Source organism: Bacillus sp. RSS_NA_20 (assembly GCF_020165915.1).
Taxonomy (GTDB): Bacteria; Bacillota; Bacilli; order Bacillales; family Bacillaceae; genus Bacillus; species Bacillus altitudinis.
Map to the genome: position 1 here is coordinate 2,198,823 of NZ_JAIUKW010000005.1, position 25,835 is coordinate 2,224,657.

A 25,835-nucleotide genomic window follows, 5' to 3' on the forward strand; every position below is an offset into this window, starting at 1 on the left:
CGATTCCCCTATCCTTGAAATTTTCTCATTCTGCCTTCCAGCCATGCCGGTGCTAAGAGACTGATGTCTTGCTTTCCTTCGTCCACATACTGTTGAATCGTTTTTAATCTCTGATGTTCATACGCTTGTTTCTCTTCCGCTAGTGTCAGCAGGTGTTCCGCCCTTTCCTTTGGAACGATGACGACTCCATCATCGTCAGCAATGACTAGATCACCTGGGGCTACTTTGACACCGCCGCACGAGATGGTTTGATTCAATTCCCCAGGACCATCTTTATAAGGTCCGTTTGGCATAAATCCCTTACTGTAGATTGGAAAAGCCAGCTCCTCTAAAGAGAGTTTGTCGCGAACAAGCCCGTCAATCACGATTCCTTCTATTCCTACAGCCTTTGCTGAATGTGCCATCAATTCCCCTAAATAGGCATGACCCTTATGGTCTTTCCCATCCACAATCAGTACATCTCCTTCTTTAGCAGAGTAGATCGCTTGATGAAGAAATAAATTATCCCCTGGCCGTAAGCTAACAGTAAAAGCTGTGCCGACTACATTCATGCCTTTCGCAACTGGTTTGATTTGATGATCCATCGCGCCGGTGCATCCCATTACGTCTGACAGCAAGGTCGAGTTAAGCTTTTTTGCCCTAGCGATAAGATCATTTGACACGAAATGAACAGTACTCATTGTTTCCATCATCCCCTTTGAGTTATATTCATTACACTTATTTTTCTTAAAGTAATATTTATTACTTTCGTGCTATGATCATACCACCTCATTTTCAATTAGTAAAGCGCTTTCAAAAAATAAAAAAATGAGTTCCACACGACTAATGTGTTGTGTGGTAACTCATTTTCGTTAACATATGATTGATTTGATCTAAACGTGGTTTTGTTCTTTCAGGATCATTCATCGCTAAGGCACTTAAAATGTAATCGACGATAAAGATAGCAGATACGACAGAGTTATGAGAGCCGACACTTGCTGAGGAACATGGTAATACATATTGTGCATATTTGGTTAATGGAGAGCTGTAGCTGTCTGTGATTAAAAGCACTTCCACCCCATAAGACTTCGCTACTTCGAGCAAGTCCTTCATGCGTTTTGCATACCGCGGATAGCTGACAGCTATAATGAAATCACCCGAGTCGAAATGAACCAAATCATCCACCCAGTCGCTTTTGTCTGCATCAATGTATTGGCAATTCCCCAATAACCGATTGATTCCGAGTGACAGATACTCACCAACAGGTCTTCCACTTCGAACACTTGTACACAAAACGTGGCGTGCGCTGGCTATTTTCCCAACAATCTGCTGAAAGGTTTCTTCCGTGATATTGTCCAGTGCGTACTGGATATTTTGAAATTGAAGTTCTACATGTTCATGCAGGAGCTTATTCTTATTTGAATGCTTGAGATTCGCTTCAAGTCTCGTTTGAGGGTCGGCTTTATGCTTCATAGCTGACTGAAGCTCTTTTTGGAACTCAGAAAAACCGGAATACCCCATCGCAGCAGAGAATCGCATGATCGTTGCTGTACTCGTCCCGACTTTTGACGCCAATTTATCGACAGTTAAAAAAGCGACTTCCATTGGATTTTGTACGATATAATCTGCAATTCTTCTCTGCGCATCGGTTAAAAATGCGACCTTATGCTGAAGTTTATATATTAAATCCTCCATTATAGCACCTGCCTATCCTATCGGCTTTATCTACGATTCGTGTTTTCTTTTCACTCTTTATTGTACACATTTGGACAAAATAAAAAAACAGCCAGCACGAATCTATCGTACTGACTGCTCTAGTCGAGATGCTATTTTATAGTGCTTGAGCTGCTGTAATCAGCGCAAGATTGTAAACGTCTTCGGCATTACAGCCTCTTGAAAGATCGTTTACTGGCTGATTTAGACCTTGTAGGATTGGACCTACAGCTTCAAAGTTACCTAAGCGCTGGGCAATTTTGTAGCCAATGTTTCCTGCTTCAAGGCTAGGGAAAACAAATACGCTAGCATCGCCTTTGATGACGGAATCTGGTGCTTTTTTCGCTGCCACTGAAGGAACGAAAGCTGCATCGAATTGGAACTCTCCATCAAGAACAAGCTCAGGTGCTTTTTCTTTTGCAATGCGAACCGCTTCAGATACTTTGTCTGTTTCGTCTGATTTTGCTGAACCTTTTGTAGAGAAGCTAAGCATTGCTACACGTGGTTCGATGTCAAACATTTTTGCTGTGTTTGCACTTTCGATCGCAATTTCAGCAAGATCTTGGCTGTCTGGTGCAATGTTGATCGCACAATCAGCAAACACATATTGCTCTTCGCCGCGAGCCATAATGAAGACGCCAGAAGTTTTCTTTACGCCTTCTTTTGTTTTAATGATTTGAAGTGCTGGGCGCACTGTGTCAGCAGTTGAGTGTGCTGCTCCGCTTACAAGGCCGTCTGCAAGGCCTTTATACACAAGCATTGTACCGAAGTAGTTTTCATCCAGTAATGCTTTTCTCGCTTGCTCTTCTGTCGCTTTGCCTTTACGTCTTTCGACGAAAGCTTGTACAAGATCGTCAAAACCTTCATATGTATGAGGATCATACACGTCAACACCATCAAGTGTAAGACCTAATTCTTTTGCTTTTGCTTCTACTTCTTCCTTCTTACCTACAACAATTGGCTGCAATACTTTGCCATCTGCTAGTTTTTGAACGGCTGTTAGAATGCGTTCGTCCATTCCCTCAGGAAAAACGATCTTAACTCCTTTACCTGCAACCTTTTCCTGAACTGTTGAAAAAATATCTGCCACTTCAATACCCTCCTTGATTTTACAAAAAAAGCGTTCTCTTTTAAGCATACTCTTCTTCTACATAAATTCAAACTACCAACTTACATTATAGCGCTTACAATTTAAATTCTTATTTTTCAAACTAATTAAATCAATTTCTAGAAAAGCGTTTTCGTCGTTCAAGTTTTGATCACATCTTCATTTGGACAAACTATGTTATAGTTGGAACAGATGGAAAACTGTAAATAGGAGTGAAAGAAATGAGCGAACAACATACAACAAATGAAGCAGCTCAAACACTAGATGGCTGGTATGCGCTGCATGATTTTAGAACGATCGACTGGACAGCTTGGAAGCTGCTGACAAGCGATGAGCGTCAAGCCATCATTCATGAGTTCACAGGTCTATTAGAAAAATGGAAAACAGCCGAGCACCATCAGGCTGGAAGCCAAACAATCTATAGTATTGTCGGCCAAAAAGCAGATATTATGCTCATGATTTTACGTCCGACCATGGAAGAACTAGGTGAAATTGAACTTGAATTCAACAAGACACGACTAGCCGAGTTTACGATTCCAGCTTATTCTTACGTGTCAGTTGTTGAACTCAGCAACTACTTAGCAGGAGGCGGAGATGGCGGAGACCCTTACGAGAACCCACATGTACGTGCGCGCCTCTATCCTGAGCTTCCTTCTTCTCAATATGTCTGTTTCTATCCAATGGATAAAAGACGTTCTGGCAATGACAACTGGTACATGCTTTCAATGGATGAACGTAAATCCCTTATGAGAAGCCATGGCTTAATTGGCAGAAGCTATGCTGGGAAAGTAAAACAGATCATTACAGGTTCTGTTGGCTTTGATGATTATGAGTGGGGCGTCACTCTTTTCGCTGACGATGTGCTTCAATTTAAAAAATTGGTTTACGAAATGCGATTTGATGAAGTGAGTGCACGTTACGGCGAGTTTGGTTCCTTCTTTGTTGGAAACCGATTAGCAAACGAGCAGCTAGCGTCTTATTTCCATGTATGATAAACTCTTAAGGCTTCGGATCTCTCCGAAGCCTTTTTATGTATTTGTTTAGAAAGGTGATCTCATCATGAAAAACTTCCCCATCGCTATTTTTGCGTTAACGCTCGGTGCGTTTTCGATTGGCATGACTGAATTTGTGATCATGGGTCTTTTGCCAAATGTCGCAAATGATCTCCATGTATCTATTTCTGCTTCAGGTCAACTGATTACCGGATATGCACTCGGTGTCGCAGTTGGCGGCCCTATTTTAACGTTATCAACTGGAAAAATGTCGAGAAAACGTCTCCTCATCCTATTAATGATTCTTTTCGTGGCGGGAAATGCTGTCGCCGCTGTATCGACTTCTTATGGTCTGTTGATGGCTGCACGTATTTTAACGTCATTTGCTCATGGTACCTTCTTTGGTGTCGGCGCCATTATGGCTGCACGGCTTGTTCCTAAGGAGCGAAGCGCAAGTGCGATCAGCTTCATGTTTACAGGACTGACAGTAGCCAATGTACTGGGTGTGCCATTTGGTACCTTTATAGGAAATCAATTCGGCTGGCGCATGTCATTTCTCGTCATTGCCGTCATTGGTCTCATTTCCTTAATCGGTATTATCAGTTTAGTACCAAATCAATCGAAAGAAGAAGTATTAGATATTCGAAATGAAATATCGGTGTTGAAAAAGCCGCAGGTCCTCGTCTCCTTTGCGATGACGATTTTTGGTTTTGCGGGTGTGTTTACCGCCTTTACGTATATCAGCCCGATCCTGCTGCAAGTGACTGGCTTTCAGGAAAACGGGGTCACCCTCATTCTTGTCCTCTTTGGGCTTGGGGTCACCATTGGGAATTTAGTCGGCGGAAAGCTTGCCGACTGGAAGCTGATGCCGAGTATTATCATCACATTGATCTTGCTGATGGCTGTTCTGTTGTTATTCACATATACATCTGCCTTTAAAGTGCCTGCCGTGCTGACGATTTTTGTGTGGGGAATTATTTCATTTATTCTCGTTCCTACCTTGCAATTCCGCACGATGAACATGGCACATGAAGCCCCGACACTCGCATCAACGCTCAGTCATTCTGCCTTTAATATTGGAAATGCCGGCGGTGCAGCGCTTGGCGGTCTTGCTATTGAAATCACACATTTACAGCTTGTCCCGCTCTTTGCGGCAGGTGTGACATTCATTGGATTGATCATTACGATCATGAGCTATCAGTCAGATAAACGAATCAAAAGGACCTGAGGGCAGGTCCTTTTTCTATTTCACCACGGTCATTTCTGGCTCTTCTATTTGTTTCACACGTTCCTGAATGGGATGGGTAAAGGAATGCTCTGATAAGACAATATGGGAGACCGTTTTTGTAAAGCCAGACACATCTTGAATAAACGCTTCAATTTCTTCAAGAGAAGAAACAGACAGCTTAATGAAAAAACAGGACTGTCCTGCCACTCGATAAGCAAAGAATGCACGTGGATGCTGGTTCATAAATGTCACAAAACGCTGATACTCCCCATTTAATACGGTGACTTCCAGTAAACAGTCTATCATCAGACCCAGCTTTTTATAATTGACTTGAACAGAATACCCTTCGATAATCCCTGCATCCTCTAGTTTTCGCACTCTTTCTGCTACCGCAGGCGCCGATAAATTCACTCGTTTGGACAATTCCCTCATTGATAAGCGGGCATCTTCTCTCAATTCGTTTAAAATATGCACATCCACATCGGTGATTTTCATTCGTTACGCTCCTATCCCAAAATCGTTCCATTTGAAAAGTATTTTATGATGATACTTATGATACGAAATGTAAAATAAAACTAAATAATGGTAGAATTTATTTTAACGGAATTGAATGAAAAAGCAAGTATGGAGGGATCACTTGATGAAAGAATCTTTAGACAGCCAGGCTTCTAAAACATTTCCCATCACACTTGCCATTGCACTCACACTTGGCGTTTTTGCGGCGGGATCGGAGGAACTGGTGATTTCACCACTGCTGCCTGATTTATCAAACTCCTTTCAGCACTCTCTTGATGTTCTCGCTCTTTCCATCAGCATTTATGGGTTAGCTGTGCTGGTTGGAGCTCCGCTACTCGTTCCTTTAGGGGACCGATATTCAAGAGAGCTGTGTTTGATAATTGGGCTGTCCTTCTTTTTAATTGGAACAGTGATGTGTGCTGCTGCCCCAAATTTGGCAGTGTTTTTTGCAGGCCGTGCTATTTCAGGGCTGGCGACAGGTGTATTTGTGCCAACAGCCTATGCTCTTGTGGGCGACCGGGTTCCATACGAATACCGCGGCAAAGTGATGGGACTCATTGTATCGAGCTGGTCTCTTTCTCTTGTCCTTGGTGTGCCCATTGGCGCCTTTATCGGCCAGAGTTTAAACTGGCGCTGGACGTTTTGGATCTTCGCTATGATGAGTCTCATTGTCCTGCTGCTCGTCATCCTTGAATCAAGAAAACAAGTCAGAGCAGCTGATCCGAAGGCACCTCAAGCTAGAGAGACAACAGGCTCTTTATGGGGAGCTTTGAAAATTGATCGTGTGCCTGCCTATTTGACTGTGACGTTTTGCAATATGCTTGGATTTTACGGCATGTACTCGTTTTTAGGTGCTTATTTGCAAAGTCTGTTTGATGGCGGACAATCAACAGCTGGACTTCTTATTATGGCTTATGGCGTCGGCTTTTCTATGAGTATGTTTACTGGAAAATTAGCAGACTGGTTCGGTAAAACCCGTTCCCTTGTCTTCGTGCTGGGTGGAATTGCGCTTGTTCTAGCCTTGCTTCCTTATGCGCCATTCTCGTGGATGTTGCTGATTTTCGCCCTATTTATTTGGGGTGCAATGCAAAGCTTATCTGTCACGCTTCTAAGCACCGTTCTAAGCGACTGCTCTCAAACCCATCGCGGGAAAGTGATGGCTTTTTACAGCCTGGCCTCCAACCTTGCTGTTATGCTCGGTTCCGCACTGATGGGACCCGTTTATGTCCATTTCGGATATCATACGGTAGGTCTTGTCTGTGCATTGATCACACTTGTTGGTTTTATCATCAGCTTCGGCAGCTATAAACGAGAACGTGCCTTACAGAAAAAACAGCCAACTACACTTGAAACGTAAGCACATTTCACTGCACATCTCGATATGTGCAGTTTTTTAGATCAATTTTTAATATCATTGTATATTACATTTTTTATAAAATTTGTTGACAATTGCCAATTTTAAATTTTATAATCTAGTAAAAATTTGAAAAAGATTGGATGGTAAACATGATCCTAAAGAATGATGTGTTTCATTTCAAAGAAGAGCCTAGCCCTTCACCCAAGATGTTTACAGTCAACACACTAGGTCCTAAGGGGACAAGCAGTGAATACGCAGCAAAACATTTCATCTCTCAATCCACCACTACACTCGGCACTCATACGAAACTATCCCTTTATGACACATTCGAAACTTGCATTGAACATACTCTCTCTCAACCACTTCAATTTACTCTCGTCCCACACGCATATGAAGGCATCAAACACTTCTACATGAGACCAGATCTACAGCTTTTACAAATTTTCAGATGTGACACGCCCATGTATGGTTTGGCTGTCAGACCTGATTTCCCATTCAATGAACAAATGCTCCACCATTTAAAAATTGTCTCACATCCTGCACCTGTCAATTTAATTCAATATTTCATTCACCAAAATGCTGAATTTGAACTTGTTAATTCTACAAGTACTGCCGCGCAGAAAGTAAGGGACGGCGAATTTGATTTTGCTTTAACGAATGAGGTGGCAAGAGCCACATATGGCCTCATCTTCATTCGAACGTTTAAAAGTATACCCATGAGTTGGTCCATATTCGGAAAAGGAGAGATATAAGATGCAAACTGAACAAAAGACGCAAGAACGATATTTTCCTCAAGCGAAAAAATTAGAATGGGATAATGGCGTTATCCAATATTCCACTGTAAGAGGCGGTACGGAAGTGTTAATTTCATACGTCCCTCCCCACACAATCATTGAACCTCACGAACATCCCGAAGCACAAATCGGCATTGTATTAAAAGGCGAGCTTCAAATGACTGTCGGCCAATCGACTCAACTGCTCACCCCATTAGAATCAGCCTATATCGCACCACCGTTTGTCCTTCACGGCGCTTCAAATCTGACAGATGAAGAAGTGATCGCCATTGATATTAAGAGATTAAAGGATGACGAAGAATATACAGCTCCCCCCACTTATTTCTTAGACATTTTCAAAACACGGGATTTACTCCCTGGCATGGAAGTGACTTTTTTTGTGGAGGATTGGATGGAGCTGATGATTGCCAATATCCCTGGAAACGGTGGAGAAATGCCTTTTCATAAACATAGAAATGAACAAATCGGCATTTGCATCAGCGGAGGGTATGATATGACAATCGAAGGCTTTACAGAAAAGATGGAATTTGGCACCACCTATTTCTGTGACCCACGGGAAGATCACGGGGCCATCAATCCAAAGCCAGAAGCTTCAAAGTCTATTAATCTCTTCTTCCCTCCCCGCTATAATCGCTTAAAACCAAAAGCATCTAAGGTGAAGAAATGAAGTTAGACGGAAAAGTTGTCCTCATTACAGGAGGTGCGTCGGGTATTGGGCTTGCTGCTGTCAAGCTCTTCCTCGAGCATGGAGCAAAAGTAGCTGTCGCTGACATCAATGAAAGCAGCGGCAACCAACTCATTGAGTCATTACCGCATGAGCACCTTGCATTTTTTATAACAGATATTACGAAGGAGTCTGACTGTCACCAAACCGTTCAGAGCGTGCTGAGCCGATTCGGTGCCATTGATGTCCTCATTAACAATGCAGGCATCGAAATTGTCTCACCCATTCATGAGATGGCACTGGAGGATTGGCATCGTATTCTTCAGGTCAACCTGACCGGCGTCTTTCTCATGAGTAAGCATACATTGCCGCATATGCTTGAAAAGAAGAGTGGAAGTATTATCAATACCGGATCTGTCGGAGGTCTTGTGGGTTGGCCTGACATTCCTGCATACAACGCAACAAAAGGCGGTGTCATTCAGCTCACCAAATCAATGGCCATCGACTATGCCGCTCATCAAATCAGGGTGAATTGTATTGCCCCTGGCATCATTGATACACCATTAAACGAGAAGTCCTTTTTAGACAATCACACAGAAAGTCTCGAGATCGTCAAAAAGGAAAAAGCAAAGGTAAATCCTATGCTACGGCTTGGAAAACCTGAAGAAATTGCTGGCGTGATGCTGTTTCTCGCCTCTGACCTATCCAGCTATATGACTGGAAGTGTCGTCACTGCAGATGGCGGTTACACCGCTAGATAAAAGGAGTGCTTTCATTGAGTAAAAAAACTGTACTTGTCATTGCTGACTTAGGAGGGTGCCCGCCCCATATGTTTTATGAAAGCGTGGCGGCATCATACCATATCGTTTCTTATATCCCAAGACCCTTTGCGATTACAAAGGGACATGCCGAGCTAATCGAAAAATACTCCATTGCCGTCATCAAAGACCGTGATTATTTTGAGACACACCCTTCTTTTGAACACCCTGATTCTATTTACTGGGCACATGATGATTATCCAAAATCAGAAGAAGAAGTTGTGGAAGACTTCATTCGAGTGGCTTCCTTTTTCAAAGCAGATGCAATCACGACCAATAATGAATTATTCATTGCACCGATGGCAAAGGCCGCTGAACGTCTTGGGCTACGAGGTGCCGGTGTCAAGGCAGCCGAAATGGCGCGTGATAAAAGCCAAATGAGGGCTGCATTCAATGCCTCTGGCGTCAAAGCGGTGAAAACTCAGCCTGTCACGACTTTATCTGATTTCCAAAAAGCCATTGAGTCTATCGGAACACCGCTCATTTTAAAGCCTACATATTTAGCCAGTTCTATTGGCGTCACCTTGTTTCATGACAAAGCCGGAAGTGATGACTTGTTTTTACAAGTACAATCGTATTTGGAAACCATACCAGTCCCAGACGCTGTCACGTATGAAGCACCGTTTGTCGCTGAAACGTATTTAGAGGGTGCTTACGAAGATTGGTATGAAGATGAAGGATATGCTGATTATGTCAGTGTAGAAGGGCTGGTCGTAGAGGGCGAATATCTCCCTTTTGTCATACATGATAAAACCCCTCAAATCGGCTTTACAGAAACGGCTCATATCACTCCGACGATCTTAGACAATGAAGCCAAGCAAATCATCATTGAAGCAGCAAGGAAGGCAAATGAAGGGCTAGGTCTTGAACATTGTGCAACCCATACAGAAATCAAACTCATGAAAAATCGAGAAACTGGACTGATCGAATCAGCGGCTCGATTCGCTGGCTGGAATATGATCCCGAATATTAAAAAAGTCTTTGGCGTCGATATGGCGAAGCTATTGATTGATGTATTAGTTGATGGTAAAAAGGCTGTACTGCCAAAACAGCTACTTTCTGGACATACATTTTATGTAGCGGACTGCCACCTGTACCCTCAGCATTTTAAAGAGAGTGGGCACATACCACCTGAATCCACACATATCACCATTGATCATGTGTCTATTCCGCAGGAAGCATTCGTTGGAGATACTGCGATTGTCAGTCAATCATTCCCTACCAAAGGGACTATTGTGGATCTTGAATTATTTGAAGCTTTTAATGGAATCGTATCTCTTGAATTAAAAGGATCATCCTCACAAGATGTTGCCGCGTCCATCCGCAACATTCAGAAACAGGCAACGATTCAGTTAATGGATGAATTAGTGAAGGGATAGAAAGAGAGGCTGCTGTGGTGAAAATGTTAGCATCTAAAATGATTGAACGGCTGCCTGAACAGAAATTCGGCACCGTTTTTGAAAAAATAGCTCAAAAGACAAAAAACGGAGCAAACATCATGAATCTAGGTCAGGGGAACCCTGATCTACCAACTCCTGCCCATATCGTGAGTGCCCTACAGGAGTCAGCGGGTGTTTTGCCATTTCAACAATATGCCCCTTTTAGAGGCTTTGACTTTTTCAAACAAGCCATTGCAGATTTTTATAGATCGGAATTCGGTGCTGAGATTGATCCGCAGAAGGAAATTGCTCTTTTCACTGGCGGAAAAACGGGGCTGTATGTCATGAGTCAGTGTCTGCTTGATCCAGGAGATATCGCACTCGTTCCCGATCCAGGATACCCTGAATATCATTCAGGCATTTTGATGGCGGACGCCCAGCCATACAGTATCAAACTTGAAGAGAAAAATGGCTATTTACCAGATCTCTCCTCAATTGATCCTGACATAGTCAAAAAAGCAAAAGTACTGTTCTTGAATTATCCGAATAACCCCACGGGTGCTGTCGCAAATGAGGCATTTTTCGAAGAGGTTGCTGCCTTTGCGGCCGCTCACGAACTGTATGTTATTCATGATTTCGCCTATGGTTCATTTCATTATGAACAAACACCCGTGAGCTTCATGAATACTCCTCTCGGGAAAAGTGTAGGAGTGGAATTATATTCTCTATCAAAGACTTTTAATATGGCAGGATGGAGAGTCGCTTTTGCTGTTGGAAATGAGGAGATCATCCAAGCCATCAACACCTTCCAAGACCACGTGTTTGTCAGTATGTATGGCGGATTTCAACATGCAGCGACTGCTGCCTTGCAAAGTGATGACCGTCATATTCAATCATTAAAGGCGATATACCTTCAACGAATCAATTTCTTCATCCGGCAAGCGGCGAGAAAGCTTGGTTGGACAATCGAACGTCCACCCGGCGCCTTTTATTTATGGGCTCCGATTCCTGATGACTTTGAACATTCTCATGCCTTTGCTGACTATTTACTCGAACATGCCGATGTTGTCGTCACGCCTGGAGGAGTATTTGGAGCCAATGGAAGCCGTCATGTACGCATTTCCATGGTTGCCCCGATTGAGGAGCTTGCTCTCTTTATCGATCGCCTGTCCATCCTCCCCATTCGATTTCATCAAAAAACCCGCCTATAGCGGGTTTTTTTCAGTTTATATACTTTTCATCGTTCCACCGTCTACGGAGATTTGTTGACCTGTGATATAAGAAGCTTCCTCTGATGCCATAAAAGCTGCCAATGACGCCATCTCACTCGCTGAGCCCACTCTTTGCATTGGAATACCTGATGCGACAGCTTGTACAGCCTGCTCTCGTGACAATCCCTGATTCGTCATCATATTGCCGATAAATTGTTCATACCGATCGGTTGCAATAAAACCTGGATTTAAACAATTTACCGTAATACTAGACGACGCGAGCTGTGTCGCTGCATTTTTACTGGCATTAATAATCGCTGCATTCATCATACTATTCGTAAACATTTTTTCACCAGGTTCCTTCCACAGGTTCCCGACAATTTGAATGATCCGTCCATATTCATGTCTTTTCATCAATGCTGCTGCACGCTTCATTGTATCGACGTAGGCGATGGCTTTTTGGGAGAAAGCAGCCAGCATCTGGTCAGTTTCACATGAATCAAATGTATCTGGCTTTCCTCCTGGAATGTTATTGATCAGCACATCGAGTCTGCCAAACTCCTTTTCTATTTGTTCAAAGGCTTCCGACCTCACTGCTTCAAGCGACATATCTCCACAGAATAGAGACAGCGGTTCCTTTGTTTCTGTCATATCTTGAATGTGCTGTTTCGTCTGTTCAAGTGAGGCCATATTTCTAGAGTTGATGATCACCTTCATATCGCTCTGAGCGGCAAGTTTTATTGCGATTGCCTTTCCAATGCCTGTACTTGCCCCTGTTACAAATGCAATTCTTTTAGACAAACTCATCCACATCCCTTTTCATCAATATACATAAAATGACACATATAGAATGTATTTCAACAAAAAAAGACCTTTCTCCTGCGAAAGGCCTCTCTTCTCTATTTAAATGTCGTTTCCCAGTTAAATCCGATCGCCTCATCATTCCACGCAATTCTCTTCTCATCTGGGTTTTTTGGGTCGTACGATTCTGTTGTAAAATACACAATCTGCAGCGGCGTCTCCCCTAATACGCGGTAGCCATGTGCAACTCCCTTTGGGATGAGGAGCAGCATCGGATTATCTTCCCCCATATAATACACATCGGTTTGACCCTTTGTCGGGGAATCTTCTCTCAAATCGTATAAAACGACCTGTGCATGACCTGCTGGGAAAAACCAAACATCGTCTTGTTTTTCGTGATAATGAAAGGCTTTGATGACTCCCGGGAAACTTTTCGACCACGACGCCTGCCCAAAGCGCTTCAGCATCGGTTCGTCATCTCGAATAAGCTCTGCGAAAAAGCCGCGATCATCACAATGTTTCATGAGTTTTTTCGTTTGTACACCATCAATCATGCTGCTCGAATCTCCCTTCTTTCTGCAAGTATTCGTGAAGTGCATCTTTCCAATGTCTTGGCTTCCAGCCTGTCGCTTCAATCGCTTGCAGGTCTAACACAGAGTAGGCGGGCCGAGGTGTTTGGAAACCATACTCTTCAGTGGAAATGGGCTCAATTATCGTAGACAGACCGCTTGCTGCCACAATTTCTGTCGCAAAGTCAAACCATGAACAGCTTGCTCGGTTACTGACATGATAAATACCTGCTTTCTGGTCAAACAAGTGAATCAAAGCTTCTGCGGCATCCTTTGTATAAGTAGGAGACCCTAACTGATCATTGACGATGCGCAAATGATCCTTCGTTTCAGCCAGTCGAAGAATGGTATTCACAAAGTTATGTCCCTCATGTCCATAAAGCCACGATGTCCGAATGATCTTCACTTCATCTGACACAAGATGAATCAATTCTTCTCCAAGTTTTTTACTCTTTCCATAAATGGTTTGCGGATCTGCTTGTGCATCAACTTGGTAAGGGGTATTCGCTTGCCCATCAAACACATAATCTGTGCTGACATGTAATACATCAGCCCCTACGTTTTTAGCTTCAAGCGCTGTATAGTAGGCGCCAATCCCATTCACAAGATAGGCTTTTTCCGTTTCTATTTCGCATTGATCCACAGACGTATAAGCAGCCGCACTGACAACAATATCCGGACGGAAATGTCTCATTGCATGTCTGACTGCCTGTTGATCTGCGATATTCAGCATACTCCTTGTTAAAGCAATGACGGTAATGTCTTTTTCTTTCATCTGTTTCGTCAATTCTTTCCCTAATTGGCCGCCTGCACCGGTGATTAAAACTTTCATCGGTCACCCTTCTTCACTTTGATCATATTTGGCACGATACCAATCGATCGTTTTTTCGATACCTTTTTCGAATGAAGTTGCCTGCACCCAGCCGAGCTCTTCTTTTAGCTTACTGGCATCAATGGCATACCGCCTGTCATGCCCTTTCCGGTCTTGAATAAACGCGATTTGATCATGAGAGATGCCTAGATGTGTGAGAATGGTTTTGGTTAAATCAAGATTTGTTTTCTCGTTGCCGCCGCCAATATTGTACACCTGACCGGCTGTTCCGTTTTCTACTACTTGTTTTACGGCTCTCGCATGATCCTCTACATAGAGCCAATCGCGAATCTGCTGGCCGTCTCCGTAAATCGGAATCTTTTCACCATTGACCGCTTTTCTAATAATGGTTGGGATTAATTTTTCTTCATGCTGATAAGGTCCGTAGTTGTTGCTGCATCTTGTGATCATGGCGGGTAATTGGTGGGTGTGGATATAAGATTTCACAAGCAGGTCTGAACTTGCCTTGCTTGCTGAATAAGGATTATTCGGTGAGAGTGGTGTTTGTTCTGTGAAAGCAGGATCATCCGGCTCCAAATCTCCATATACTTCATCTGTGGAAATATGAATGAGTTTATTCGCCTTTCCCTTTAAGACCGCTTCAAGCATACGATAGGTACCAAGGACATTTGTTTGGATAAAGGGTTCTGCTGACTCAATACTGCGATCGACATGTGATTCTGCTGCGAAATGAATGATGGCATCATAGGCTTCATCAAATACTTGATCTAGTTCGTCTTGCAGCGTGATATCTCCTTGGACAAAACGGACATGAGGCAGCTTTGATAAATATTCCATCTCCTCTGGATGACTGGCATATGTTAATTTATCAAATACGGTCAGCCGGACATCGGATTCTTGAAGCAGCAGCTTCACAAAATTCAGTCCAATAAACCCTGCTCCACCTGTAATTAAATAAGACTTCGTCATTCGTATCCCTCTTTTTCCTTCATCGTTTCAAACATTTTTGTTGATGCTTCGTGGAGAGATTCATGAGTTCCTGCATCAATCCACCACCCTTTTAACATATCATAGGTCAGCTGGCTATTTGAGATGTAGAGATTATTCACATCAGTAATCTCTAGTTCACCTCGATCTGACGGCGAGATTTCCTCGATATATTGAAAGACGTCTTGATCATAAAAATAGATGCCCGTGACGCAGTAAGATGACGTCGGATGCTCTGGCTTTTCTTCAATTGATAAAATTCGGTGATGAGCAGGATCAATTTCTGCAATGCCAAACCGTTTTGGATCTGCCACCTCTTTCAATAAAACCTTGGCTCCGCTTTCTTGTTGCCTAAAGGCGTCGACAAAAGGGCGTAATGAATCTTCAAATACATTATCACCAAGCATCAGCACAAATTTTTCCCCTTGAGCAAAGGACTTTGCATAGGATAAACCATCGGAAATACCAGACGCTTCTGGCTGTACTTGATACACAATGTTCATCCCAAGTTCACGATCATCTTCCAGTAACTTTTGAAACAACGGAATTTGTTCTTCCTGTGAAATCAGCATCACATCTACAATTCCTGCTTCTTTCAGTTTGAATAATGACCAATAAATCATCGGGTATGGACCAACCGGCAGCAAGTGTTTGTTGAAAATCTTCGTTAATGGTGCCAGCCGTGATCCCTTTCCTCCTGCTAAAATAACTCCCTTCACATCTACACATCCTTATGTTCTTTTTGGTGTGAATTCATGAGGTGTATAAGAATGTTTTTCACTCGTTCGATTCCTTTTCCATCAATGAGTGAACGTCCATTAAGATGAATGCTTCTGCGGAGAAAATAGCTGTCAGACAGTTTTTGAACAGCTTGCAACAGGTCTTTTTCTTCCACAAGGTCACCTAATCCAAGGTGAAAACAAGCGCCCTTTTGCGCAAACATGCTCGCTGTCACTGCTTGGTGGTCTACTTGCGATAGGACAATGCTGGGCACCCCGATACAAATTACCTCATATAACGTCATACCGCCTGCTACGATAGCCACATCAGCTTCTGATAAAAGAACCGGTAGTTGATCTGTATGTTGAATGAATTGGATATGTTCCGCCTCTACTTGCTCTTTGATGTGAGAGGCTTTTCCTGCGACCGCTAAAATGTCTAGGTGATTTGTTTGAAGAAGCGCCGATACAGCCTTTGATAACAGGCCGCACGGATCACTACCGCCAAGACTGATGACCACCTTTTTACATTCTTTCCGAACCTCATATGTGTCTTTGAATCGTTTAAACTCGTGATCTAACAATAAATAGGGCGTTCCATGATAATAAGCCGTGCCATTAAGCTGCTCGTGCTTCCCGTCCAGACCGCCATAAATGCCGTTTATGACCGTGTCTGCAAGCTGACAGGCTTCCTCTCTTTTTTCCTCAAATAAGACCAGCCTCGCACTATCGCAGGAGTCTTTGATCATTTGAAGAAACTGAAGATCACAATCAAGGACATCTATGACTAAAAGGTCAGGCTTTAGCTTTTTGATGTCTTGTTGGACCTGGAGAAGCGCATTCGACTCATACACCATGTGAACGTGCCACTCTGGGTGCGAAAGCATTTCGACACAAATCTGATCATTTGTATAGAAATATAAGTCGTTCCCTTCCTGAAGCAGTTCTTTTGCCAAATGTTTCATTCTGACAACATGACCCATTCCTCTTAAAAAACCCCCATAAACAACAATCATGATTTTTTTGTTCATTCAGCATCCTTCTGTCTCACAGATTGATTCAAACGAACAATGTCTGGATGTTGTTCACAGATGGAAATGAGCTCAGCTGTCGGCACAGCAATAGAACCACCAGCTTTCTCTAGTAAACGGGTAGCAAACACATAATCTTCTTCTGTATCAATCGTGAATCGATAAGCAGGATATGCAAGTTCTTTGGGCGGTGTGAATAATTGAAGGGAAAATTGCTCGGGATGCTTTCTGATATACAGCGTGACATGCTCACGTTCTGAATAAGTGAGAGGAAATTTGTCGATTTCACATAAAATAGATGCTTCAATCATTTCCCCGGAAATACCGAGTGATGTTCCGTTCGTATATGTGTAATCAGCCTTTTCCTGTCTATGTTTTTCAAGCATTTTCGACAAAAGCGAAGGATCTATAAATGGATTGTCTCCCGTTAAACGTACAACCGTTTTAGGTTCAAATTGGCGGACAATCTGTGCAAACCGCTCAAGCACATCTGCCTCACTGCCTCGAAACACCTTATAACCCTTTGACATACAATATTGAGCCAAATAGTCATCCTCTGGCTCGACCGTTGTGGCAATCATAAGGTTTTGCATGTTGTGATGGTAATCATCTGATTGCTTCACCCGCTCCACAATCAAATCAATCAGCGCCATGCCGCCGATCGGTTTCATCACTTTTTTGGGCAGTCTTGTTGATCCCATCCTAGCCTGAATGACAAAAAGCACATCATGCATCATCTCGAGACTCCTGCATGAGTACGTCTTTCCACGAAACGCCTGTATGGGCTGGGATGTCTCTCACAGCCTTTGTGCCAAGTAAAATCGGCATATATCGCGGATGCAACCCCTGATTTTTTTGTCCAGGGCGCAGCACAGCTACATTTTCTGACGTGAGGATCTCTCCCTTTGCAATGCCTTTGGTCGTAAAAATTCCTCGATACGCAAATTCTCGAATCTGCCCTTCAATGGCTGTTGTCGTTTTATAAGAACTGCCAAGAAGCTCCTCTGGTAATGAATGAACGTCTATTTCCGCTTGATTCCGCTGCTTTTCTGCTGCTCGAATGTGCTGAACCATTTCCTTTAATTCTTCAGGACTAAGAGCAAATGAATGATCCGCTCCGGGTAATGTTTTATCTATTGTAAAATGTTTTTCAATCATTGCTGCACCGAGCTTCACAGCGGCTACTGGCGCTTCCGTCGGGTGTTCACTATGATCTGAAAAGCCAATGACTGCTTCAGGGAAAGCGGACCTTAAGGTTTGAATTACCCGCAGGTTCGTATATGCTCTAGGAGCTGGATACTTTGCCACACAATGCATGATGGCGACTTGCTTATTTTGCTGGCTCGTAATCGTTTCGTATGCTTCATGAACATCAGCAATGGTGGCCCCAGCTGTTGAAAAAATGATCGGCTTGTGAAAAGAAGCCGTATGACGCAAAAGAGGCAAATGGTTGATTTCATAGGATGCCAGTTTAAAAGCAGGCGGATTCGTTTGATTCAATAAATCAGCCGATTCTTCATCACACACGGTGCTTAAAAACATCAGTCCTTTCTCCTTACAACGTCTCAATAAGACAGGCAGCCATTCTGGCGGCAGCTCCATTTGTTCCACTAAAGAAAAAATAGACACTTCTTCTCCTTTGGCCGTTTCGTATAACCCCGGTTCCTTTTGATACATCCGATCCGCTTGAAACATTTGAAACTTCACCGCATCAGTCCCTGCTTCTTTTGCCACATCAATTAAAGCAAGTGCCTGATCCAGCTTTCCATCATGGTTAATGCCTGCCTCTGCAATGATAAAGACAGGCGCATCATCTCCCACTTTGCGATCTCCGATATAGAAATGCGCCATCTTACCTCTCTCCTTTTTTCGGCCACACATGGTAATACAAAAAGGCATTTGTTGTCCTAAACCCCATCTTTTCGTACAGCTGGATGGCTGTCGTATTATGAAGCTGTGTCCCCGCAGAAATGAAGTGATGCCCTCTGTGATGAGACACTTTCATCATCTCAATAAACAGCTTTTTTCCGATCCCTTTTCCTTGAACATCCGGTCTAATCGCAAAAAGCTCAAGCCCCATCTCATGCCCCTTTGTCATACCTTGAATCAAGCCAACCACTTCATCATTCACCTTGGCAACGAGGTTGATATCTGCGCGTCCGAGTAAGTTGTTTCTCATCCACTCCTGATAAAAATGCTGAACAACCCGCTGGTCTAAATATGGATCAAGGGCATAACGGCTTTTCACAAAAGCCTGATCACCTAGTAAGACCGCCTCATCGTAATCCTTTTCATCTGGCACACCCATCACCACATCTTGATCTGATGATGGCATCTCCATGAGGGCAGGCGGTGCCTCAAGCCTAGTGAGACCACCGACATAATACACATGGGATAGTTTTTGAACAATGCGGTTTTTTTCAAGATCAGCCGCCTCAAGACGTAAAAAGAAAAAATCACATTTTTCTGTTCTCATCCAATTGATGAATCTCTCCATCAATTCTTTAAAGAGCAGCGCTGATTCAGCTTTCACAAACTTCACATGAAAAATATGCTTGTCAAAAATGCCGCTCTCCCATTTGGACCATTCGTATAGCAGCACTGCTTTGAGCTTAGCACCGCTGACAAGAGCAAACTGCTTGAATCCTGCCATGCGTTCCGCTTCATGACCATATGTTTTGAGCCAAGCTGCCAGCGCCTGATCGTCTATTGCATGAACGACTTTCATGAAGAGGCCTTCTTGTCTTTTAAAATTGACACGACTGCGGTGATGACATCCTGCACATCTTCATCTGTCATACTTGGATAGAGCGGGAGCGAAAGCGTTCGTTTGTAATAAGTGAGTGCCTCAGGGAAATCCTCTGGTGAATGGTTATAGGTCTCTTGATAATATGGATGCAAGTGAACGGGAATAAAATGAACACTCGTGCCGATTTTATATTCCTTTTGCAGCTGATCAATCATGTCATCGCGTGTGATCAGTGCTTCTTTTGGATCAACTTGCAGCACATATAAATGCCACGCATGTCTTCCCTCATCATGTACAGGCGGCAAGATGAGACCAGCTTCATGTTGAAATGCCTGATTGTATGTCTTCGCAATCTGTTCTCTACGTGTCTGCATCTCCTTCAACCGGCTTAGCTGAACGAGCCCTAACGATGCTTGCACGTCAAACATGTTCATTTTATAGCCCGGTTCCTCGACCTCGTAATACCATGTTCCCTTTTCTCCATAACGATTCCACGCTCCCTTACTCATCCCGTGAAGCGCCAGCCTTCTGATTCTAGCCGCAAGTGCATCATCATTTGTCGTCAGCATGCCGCCTTCACCAGTCGCTATGTTTTTCGTTGCATAGAAGCTAAAAGCGGTCGCATCACCAATTGATCCAATCGGTTGATCATGATAGGTCGTATAGAGGGCATGAGCGGCATCCTCCAGCACGAACAAATCATATTTTCTGGCAATCGCTAAAATTTGGTCCATATCACACGATTGACCAGCAAAATGTACAGGGACAACCGCTTTCGTATGTGGTGTAATGGCCGCTTCTAATTTTTTCGCATCTAGATTGAGTGTCGCCGGATCAATATCCACGAAAATAGGGGCTGCCCCCGTATGGATGATCGTATTGGCTGTTGCGCAGAACGTCAGAGGCGTTGTGATGACCTCATCACCAGCTCCAATGCCTCTCGCCTTTAACGCTAAAAATAGAGCAGCTGTACATGAATTGACTGCTATTGCGTGCTTCGCTCCAGTCAGCTGCCTAAACTCTTCTTCAAACTGTCTAACTTTTGGTCCGGTGGACAACCAGCCGGACTTTAATGTTCCAATGACTTCATCAATTTCTTCCTGTTCAATAAAAGGCAGTGCATAAGGAAGAAATTGTGCTCTCTTTTGTCCCATATCGCTTGCACACCCCTATCTTCATCTCTGAAAATCCACGCCTGTTTTTGTTTTAAGCAGAGAAAGCAGAACATCGGTCGATTGTGCATGCGGATAATGCTCTTGAATGAAACGAGCACCTTGCTGTTTCGCCAGCTTCATTTCTTGTTCATCCGATAAAATACGGATCGCTTTCTCGGCCAACTCAATAGGGTTTTCCATGTGGCAGCTGCCAAGCGACTCGTAATAAGGGTATCTTCTGCCTTCTGTCATTTTTCCAATCAGTACACTCTTTTTAAAGAGCATTGCTTCCAGACCAACTGTTGATGTGAGCGTTATGACCATATCCATATACGGCAGGAGGTCATACAAGTCGATCTCTTTTTTAATTAATCTCACATGGTTCCCCGCACGTTCAATCGCTGTGTAGTCATTTAATCGATTTCGAGCGATTTCCCACGGATGCGGCTTCATAATCAGCTGAATATCTTTCCGTTTTGCAATCGTTTTAAGAACATCACCGTAAAAGGCTTCTGAAAACGGCTGTGTTGCCACGAGCACAGTCTTTTTGGCAGGATTGAAGTTCAATTTACGAAAGACCATTTCCTGTTGAAGCGGTGTTCGCTCCTGCACCAAATCAAATCTCGGGTGACCTGTGATCTCCACCTGCTCAGGCTGACAGCCTTTGTCTACATACCAGTCCTTTTCATATTTTCCAAACACTCCGTGGCAGGTGGTGAAAATCGGCAAAAAGGCTTCGTCTCCCATGAGCGCACCGTGCTGAAGACAAATACTTGTGAGATGGCGCTTCACGGTTTGCAAGGCGAGCACACGGCTATATGCATCCTCCGTCGTACCAACCACGACAGCTGTGATGGGCTGCATCTCAAATAGCGTTTCTATCTGGTCAATCACATCAATAAATTGCACAATGTCCTTCCGAAGCTTTTCTCTAAAAAAGACATTGCCAAAGACAGGATGCTGGGCGTAAGGTTTCAATAGAGCATTTGCTTTTTCAATATATTCAACATGGGCTTCTTTATTAACCTCTCCGGCTAATTCCGGCTTGCTGATCACCGGTAATCCGAAATAATCAGCCTTCTTCCAGCGCGCGAGCACAACTGTTTGGTTCGGATGGAACCGCGTGTAATTTTGTTCAGTAAAACGCAGGTGTTCAAAGTGAAGCAGCACCTTTCCATGACTCGGACGATAAGGGATACGCTTGATCTGCTGTTTATGCTGATCAAAAAAGGGCTGAATGTCTTGCGGCTTTGGACAAGTCGTTGTCAGCTCTTCACCAAACGCCTCATCTTCCATACGTTCCCTCACTTCAGGGCTGATGTATTGATAAAAATTACTGATTAATCCAAGGGGGATGTGGCGATAGGTTAAGTCTTTCATCAGATTCACATACTCAAAGTACACCTGCCAATAATGATGAATATAATGCGACACTTAAGGTCACCTCCCATGTCTTTGTTTTAATATATGACGGAGCTCCCTGCAGGTAGACTGTGGAGGAAGTGCTTGAATAAAATCGCTTTTCTCATCTTCTGCCAACTGATAATGAATAGACTGTTCTGTGATGTAGTTTGTATCCAATACCTCATCAAAAGGGTAGAACGGATAAAAGTGATTTAATCTAAAAAAGAACCGCGCATCCCCTATTCGATAAAAATGCGGACTCTCGTCCCAGTAGGATCCAAACTCAGCTCGAATCTTTGTTAAAATGGATGCACGATGTACAACTGAACAGTGATCAATAGCACAAGGTGCATTCCACTGCACTGTTTGCGCAGGTCGAATCGTTTCCTTTACTGGCTCTTTTTCGCTATTTAAATAGATAACTTTTGAACTAGAATAGACAATATGTTCATTTGGACGAGCATCTAAATAATTCGTGAGCTTCTCTAAACGGTCTGGTGCATAGACATTGTCATCTGTGGCATAGGAAATATACTCGCCCTTTGCCTGTTCTAATGCTTGATTAATGAGGACGGCATAGCGTGTTTTCGCCGTTCTTTCCTCCAGCGTTTTCACCCCGCTTTGGATAAAATGGATGCGTGGATCTTTACGGAAAGGCTCAATAGCAGCAAGGGTTTGTTCGTTTGATCCATCATCCATTATAAAAAGTTCAAAGTCTGACAAGGTCTGCTGCAGCACCGCTTCAATTGATCTTCCAACGTAGGCCGCTTTGTTGTAGCTCGTCATAATGACCGTTACTTTCGTCAATGTTTTCACCTCGGTCTCTTTTAAACTATGGTTATCATATGTGTCTCCTCTTAAAGAGACTGTAGAGTGACCTATTTTTTATAAAATTGGATTTTTTTCATGATCTATCTTTGAAAAACGTAAAAATTTTGGTAATATAAGTAATCATTTATGTGTATTAAAGGAGTAAAGAACATTGGAGTATATGAAGAGTGATCTCTCCCAAGAAGAGGAAGCAAAAGGTTTTTTTCGATTCTTTAAAATTTTTGTCGCGACAAAAACGATTATTCGCTCATATGAACATACCTCTATTCCCATGTGGCTGATGATACTCCTTGCAAGTATCGCTGGTACTAGCTGGATGTACGAAGGGTATTTTAGTGAGTATATGGGCAATCATATTCCATATCCTTTTATTCTGTTACACGGAGCAGGTTTTGGTATTTTAGTAGGCAATTTTCTTCTATTTTTCGGTTCATTCATTTTACAGTGGTTAGGGCGACTGTTTTTTGGCAGTAAAGCGCCGTATCGAGATGTGCTCAAAGCTTGCACACTGACGGTCATTTTTCCTTCCACCTTATTTGCTCTTACTTGGATTTTTACTGTGGGGTTGCTTGGTCCGTATACATTTGTGAAAATCTCACCCTATTTAGACCAGCACTATGAAGTATGGTATTATCTCAGTGTTTTACCACTGGTTGATGCGTATACCAAGACATGGATATTTGGGATGGCTGTTTTAGGCCTTGTCGCTGTGATGAAGCTGAGAATATGGCAGGCCTTTATCATTGCCATCACACCCATCGCCTTATTTTTCCTCATCATGACCCTTATCTATGACGTCCAGCGAGCTATGAATTGGTTGATGTAAACAGGCATTCCTTAGATTGTTGGAAACCTTTGCAGTCTAGGCAGTACGAATATGGGGTTTGTCTGAATACTGAGGAACTGCACAAAGCAGTTCCTCAGATTGTTGACAAAGGGCTAAAATGAACTTTATTTTAGCCCTTTGTCTTCTTTTCAGCGTGATAGAAAACCTTTGCAGTCTAGGAAGGACGAGCATCGGCGCGGAGCGAATTTGACATTCGTGAGCACCGAAGCGCAGGACTGACACCGAATGCGAGGGTTTGTCTACACGCTGAGGAACTGCACAAAGCAGTTCCTTTTTTTCGTTCAATGTACATATTCTCTCTTCCTGTCTCATAGTGTGAAAGAGAAAAAGAATGCTATGGAAACAACAGGCGCTTTTCCGCCTTCTGTTTAGAACACCATGAGGAAAGAGGAGGAACGTTATGAAATTGAAAAATCAATTTGGGCAAGGTTCGGGTTTCGAAGGTCAAGATTTTCGCCAGCAACAATATGGAGCAAATCCGTATCCTGCGCAGCAGATGGGTTATTCAGTCCCTCCCCAAACGCAGGGTCAAATGCAAGGTCAAATGCAGCAGGGGTATTCGCCAATGCCGTCTACTGGTACTTCACAAGGAGGCCAAGGTGGGCAAAGTGGCGGGCAGCCCTATCAAATTCCTTCGGGACCGATTTATCAGCAGAACGTCACCGGTCAGCTGCCGCTTGAGCAGTCCTATATTGAAAATATTTTACGATTAAACCGCGGCAAAGTAGCCACGATCTATATGACGTTTGAGGCAAGTAAAGAATGGAACTCTAAGATTTTTAGAGGAGTCATTGAGGCCGCAGGACGTGATCACATTATCATTAGTGATAACAAAACGGGGACACGATACTTATTGTTAACAATCTACCTTGATTACATTACGTTTGATGGGGAAATTCAATATGACTATCCATACTCGATGTCTACGTATTCTCCGAGATAACCTCAAGGTCATATCAGCAGCAAGGTGCAGACGCCCTTGCTTTTTTCTTTTGTCTAGGTTTTTGACACACCTTCGGGGGAAGGCTCATAAGATGCCTAGTAGTTTTTATTAAACGCCTAGAGGTGACATCAATGACTGTTGAGCTGGATTATACATCGCCGAATGTCAAATATTCATTTGATTTGAATCAAAGCCCCCTTGTGAAATATGACCAACACAACCTGATTAATGTTTTAGGAAAAAAACAATTAAATTCGCTCGATCAAGTATCTCTGCTGGATATATATTTGAGTAAAAGCAAAGTAGTAGAGCCTCATTATCATCAAAATGCTGCCGAGCTTGTTTATTGTATCGCCGGCTCTGCTGCTGTATCCATGCTGAACCCTTTTACAAAAAAGCTGTCCACCTACACCATTACCCCCGGGCAGGTAGCCAATGTGCCACAAGGCTGGTGGCATTACGAAGTCGCCTTACAGGACAAAACCCATTTGTTAGCCATTTTTAACGCATCGACGCCAGAAGTCATCTTAGGTTCAGACCTTCTAACCCTCACGCCTTCACACATCATGGCACATACTTATTGCATGAACGAAACGCAGTGGAAGCAGGCGACGCAGCCTGTGAAACCTGGTGTATTTATCGGGCCTTTCTGCCACCGGGAGGAAGAGACACAAACGCACCCTGTCCCGCCTTCTCACTATGTACCTTATTATCAAGCACCTCCGAACTATTCTCCTTATTGGAGTTAAGAAAAAAACCGATGCCCCTATGAGGGCATCGGTTTTCCTAGCTTATAAATTTTTTGCTGCTGCAATCACTAGCATGATCCAAGAAGCGATAAATGCCACTCCGCCAATTGGCGTAATAGCACCTAAAATCTTCACCTGAGTCAAGGCAAGCACATAAAGGCTTCCTGAGAAAAATAGAATGCCTGCCAGCATCACCCAGCCAGCGGTCGGCACTAGGGAAACACCTGACAGCTTATCTGCCAGAAAGGCGACAATAAACAGGCCAATGGCATGGAACATCTGATATTGAACCCCTTTATTCCATATCTCAATATACTTTTCAGGAATTTTCCCTTCCAGTCCATGTGCACCGAAGGCTCCAAGACCAACCGCAAGCATGGCGTTAATGGCACCTAATATGAAAAATAGTTTCATTCGTCATTCTCCTTATCTCATCAATTATGTTTATCATAGCGCGGGT

General features: G+C 43.3%; 28 protein-coding genes. 11 read left to right on the plus strand and 17 right to left on the minus strand.

Annotated elements, in window-relative coordinates; genetic code table 11:
* Window positions 1-8: 8 nt before the first annotated feature.
* The 3 genes from LCD32_RS16980 to pta form a co-directional block, all read right to left on the minus strand.
* Window positions 9-680: an RraA family protein gene (locus tag LCD32_RS16980; RefSeq protein ID WP_224564324.1), complete on the minus strand. Its 672-nt coding sequence runs from the start codon at window positions 678-680 to the stop codon at window positions 9-11.
* 142 nt (window positions 681-822) lie between these two features.
* Window positions 823-1,674 carry a MurR/RpiR family transcriptional regulator gene (locus tag LCD32_RS16985; RefSeq protein ID WP_224564326.1) on the minus strand — a complete coding sequence of 284 codons (852 nt, stop codon included), beginning with the start codon at window positions 1,672-1,674 and terminating at the stop codon, window positions 823-825.
* Window positions 1,675-1,810: 136 nt separating this feature from the next.
* The gene (gene pta, locus LCD32_RS16990) at window positions 1,811-2,782 is read right to left on the minus strand and encodes a phosphate acetyltransferase (protein WP_017360101.1); all 972 of its coding nucleotides are present in this window, start codon (window positions 2,780-2,782) and stop codon (window positions 1,811-1,813) included.
* Window positions 2,783-3,021: 239 nt separating this feature from the next.
* On the opposite strand from pta, the gene hemQ reads away from it, so the two are divergent.
* On the plus strand, window positions 3,022-3,792 hold the full coding sequence (gene hemQ / locus LCD32_RS16995; RefSeq protein ID WP_017360102.1) for a hydrogen peroxide-dependent heme synthase: 771 nt from the start codon (window positions 3,022-3,024) through the stop codon (window positions 3,790-3,792).
* A 67-nt stretch (window positions 3,793-3,859) separates the two neighbouring features.
* Entirely contained in the window at window positions 3,860-5,020 is a 1,161-nt protein-coding gene (locus tag LCD32_RS17000) for an MFS transporter (protein WP_017360103.1), read from the plus strand.
* A gap of 15 nt (window positions 5,021-5,035) precedes the next feature.
* On the opposite strand, the gene LCD32_RS17005 is transcribed toward LCD32_RS17000, so the two are convergent.
* Window positions 5,036-5,515: an Lrp/AsnC family transcriptional regulator gene (locus LCD32_RS17005; protein WP_008343601.1), complete on the minus strand. Its 480-nt coding sequence runs from the start codon at window positions 5,513-5,515 to the stop codon at window positions 5,036-5,038.
* 145 nt (window positions 5,516-5,660) lie between these two features.
* Here LCD32_RS17005 and LCD32_RS17010 point away from each other — a divergent pair, with 145 nt between their 5' ends.
* From LCD32_RS17010 to LCD32_RS17035, 6 genes are all read left to right on the plus strand, one after another.
* Window positions 5,661-6,893 carry an MFS transporter gene (locus LCD32_RS17010; RefSeq protein WP_039963017.1) on the plus strand — a complete coding sequence of 411 codons (1,233 nt, stop codon included), beginning with the start codon at window positions 5,661-5,663 and terminating at the stop codon, window positions 6,891-6,893.
* 149 nt (window positions 6,894-7,042) lie between these two features.
* A complete protein-coding gene (locus LCD32_RS17015) occupies window positions 7,043-7,645 on the plus strand; it encodes a bacilysin biosynthesis protein BacA (RefSeq protein WP_065461268.1) in 603 nt (200 codons plus the stop codon).
* A gap of 1 nt (window position 7,646) precedes the next feature.
* On the plus strand, window positions 7,647-8,354 hold the full coding sequence (locus LCD32_RS17020; protein WP_065461270.1) for a cupin domain-containing protein: 708 nt from the start codon (window positions 7,647-7,649) through the stop codon (window positions 8,352-8,354).
* A complete protein-coding gene (locus LCD32_RS17025; protein ID WP_007497757.1) occupies window positions 8,351-9,112 on the plus strand; it encodes an SDR family NAD(P)-dependent oxidoreductase in 762 nt (253 codons plus the stop codon). The genes LCD32_RS17020 and LCD32_RS17025 overlap by 4 nt, the downstream gene beginning before the upstream one ends.
* A 14-nt stretch (window positions 9,113-9,126) precedes the next feature.
* On the plus strand, window positions 9,127-10,548 hold the full coding sequence (locus LCD32_RS17030) for an acetyl-CoA carboxylase biotin carboxylase subunit family protein (RefSeq protein ID WP_046526759.1): 1,422 nt from the start codon (window positions 9,127-9,129) through the stop codon (window positions 10,546-10,548).
* A gap of 17 nt (window positions 10,549-10,565) precedes the next feature.
* Window positions 10,566-11,759 carry an aminotransferase class I/II-fold pyridoxal phosphate-dependent enzyme gene (locus LCD32_RS17035; RefSeq protein ID WP_046526810.1) on the plus strand — a complete coding sequence of 398 codons (1,194 nt, stop codon included), beginning with the start codon at window positions 10,566-10,568 and terminating at the stop codon, window positions 11,757-11,759.
* Window positions 11,760-11,774: 15 nt separating this feature from the next.
* Here LCD32_RS17035 and LCD32_RS17040 read toward each other — a convergent pair whose 3' ends face one another.
* The 12 genes from LCD32_RS17040 to LCD32_RS17095 form a co-directional block, all read right to left on the minus strand.
* Entirely contained in the window at window positions 11,775-12,566 is a 792-nt protein-coding gene (locus LCD32_RS17040; protein ID WP_318010840.1) for an SDR family oxidoreductase, read from the minus strand.
* Window positions 12,567-12,658: 92 nt separating this feature from the next.
* The gene (locus LCD32_RS17045) at window positions 12,659-13,114 is read right to left on the minus strand and encodes a dTDP-4-dehydrorhamnose 3,5-epimerase family protein (protein ID WP_008343612.1); all 456 of its coding nucleotides are present in this window, start codon (window positions 13,112-13,114) and stop codon (window positions 12,659-12,661) included.
* Window positions 13,107-13,961, minus strand: coding sequence for a dTDP-4-dehydrorhamnose reductase (rfbD, locus tag LCD32_RS17050; protein WP_224564343.1), 855 nt, complete (start codon window positions 13,959-13,961; stop codon window positions 13,107-13,109). Before rfbD ends, LCD32_RS17045 begins: the two co-directional genes overlap by 8 nt.
* Window positions 13,962-13,964: 3 nt before the next feature.
* Entirely contained in the window at window positions 13,965-14,930 is a 966-nt protein-coding gene (gene rfbB, locus LCD32_RS17055) for a dTDP-glucose 4,6-dehydratase (protein ID WP_098680519.1), read from the minus strand.
* The gene (locus LCD32_RS17060; RefSeq protein WP_017360113.1) at window positions 14,927-15,667 is read right to left on the minus strand and encodes a sugar phosphate nucleotidyltransferase; all 741 of its coding nucleotides are present in this window, start codon (window positions 15,665-15,667) and stop codon (window positions 14,927-14,929) included. The genes rfbB and LCD32_RS17060 overlap by 4 nt, the downstream gene beginning before the upstream one ends.
* Before the next feature lie 2 nt (window positions 15,668-15,669).
* On the minus strand, window positions 15,670-16,698 hold the full coding sequence (locus LCD32_RS17065) for a glycosyltransferase (RefSeq protein ID WP_017368265.1): 1,029 nt from the start codon (window positions 16,696-16,698) through the stop codon (window positions 15,670-15,672).
* Window positions 16,695-17,435, minus strand: coding sequence for a cytidylyltransferase domain-containing protein (locus LCD32_RS17070; RefSeq protein ID WP_224564347.1), 741 nt, complete (start codon window positions 17,433-17,435; stop codon window positions 16,695-16,697). The genes LCD32_RS17065 and LCD32_RS17070 overlap by 4 nt, the downstream gene beginning before the upstream one ends.
* Window positions 17,425-18,549: an N-acetylneuraminate synthase family protein gene (locus tag LCD32_RS17075; RefSeq protein ID WP_052320456.1), complete on the minus strand. Its 1,125-nt coding sequence runs from the start codon at window positions 18,547-18,549 to the stop codon at window positions 17,425-17,427. The genes LCD32_RS17070 and LCD32_RS17075 overlap by 11 nt, the downstream gene beginning before the upstream one ends.
* A gap of 1 nt (window position 18,550) precedes the next feature.
* Window positions 18,551-19,426 (minus strand): GNAT family N-acetyltransferase, encoded by an 876-nt coding sequence (locus LCD32_RS17080; protein ID WP_224564350.1) that lies wholly within the window; start codon window positions 19,424-19,426, stop codon window positions 18,551-18,553.
* Window positions 19,423-20,601 (minus strand): DegT/DnrJ/EryC1/StrS family aminotransferase, encoded by a 1,179-nt coding sequence (locus LCD32_RS17085; RefSeq protein WP_045033856.1) that lies wholly within the window; start codon window positions 20,599-20,601, stop codon window positions 19,423-19,425. The genes LCD32_RS17080 and LCD32_RS17085 overlap by 4 nt, the downstream gene beginning before the upstream one ends.
* Before the next feature lie 21 nt (window positions 20,602-20,622).
* Window positions 20,623-22,035: a CDP-glycerol glycerophosphotransferase family protein gene (locus tag LCD32_RS17090; RefSeq protein WP_052320458.1), complete on the minus strand. Its 1,413-nt coding sequence runs from the start codon at window positions 22,033-22,035 to the stop codon at window positions 20,623-20,625.
* 6 nt (window positions 22,036-22,041) lie between these two features.
* A complete protein-coding gene (locus tag LCD32_RS17095) occupies window positions 22,042-22,812 on the minus strand; it encodes a glycosyltransferase family 2 protein (RefSeq protein WP_041508123.1) in 771 nt (256 codons plus the stop codon).
* Between the two features lie 175 nt (window positions 22,813-22,987).
* On the opposite strand from LCD32_RS17095, the gene LCD32_RS17100 reads away from it, so the two are divergent.
* The 3 genes from LCD32_RS17100 (at window position 22,988) to LCD32_RS17110 (ending at window position 25,375) form a co-directional block, all read left to right on the plus strand.
* The gene (locus tag LCD32_RS17100) at window positions 22,988-23,662 is read left to right on the plus strand and encodes a YIP1 family protein (RefSeq protein WP_052320459.1); all 675 of its coding nucleotides are present in this window, start codon (window positions 22,988-22,990) and stop codon (window positions 23,660-23,662) included.
* Between the two features lie 421 nt (window positions 23,663-24,083).
* Entirely contained in the window at window positions 24,084-24,626 is a 543-nt protein-coding gene (gene gerQ / locus LCD32_RS17105; RefSeq protein WP_007497781.1) for a spore coat protein GerQ, read from the plus strand.
* A gap of 131 nt (window positions 24,627-24,757) precedes the next feature.
* Window positions 24,758-25,375, plus strand: a complete 618-nt coding sequence (locus tag LCD32_RS17110; RefSeq protein ID WP_019743221.1) for a cupin domain-containing protein — start codon at window positions 24,758-24,760, stop codon at window positions 25,373-25,375.
* A gap of 42 nt (window positions 25,376-25,417) precedes the next feature.
* On the opposite strand, the gene LCD32_RS17115 is transcribed toward LCD32_RS17110, so the two are convergent.
* Window positions 25,418-25,789, minus strand: a complete 372-nt coding sequence (locus LCD32_RS17115) for a DUF423 domain-containing protein (protein ID WP_003215282.1) — start codon at window positions 25,787-25,789, stop codon at window positions 25,418-25,420.
* Window positions 25,790-25,835: the final 46 nt, after the last annotated feature.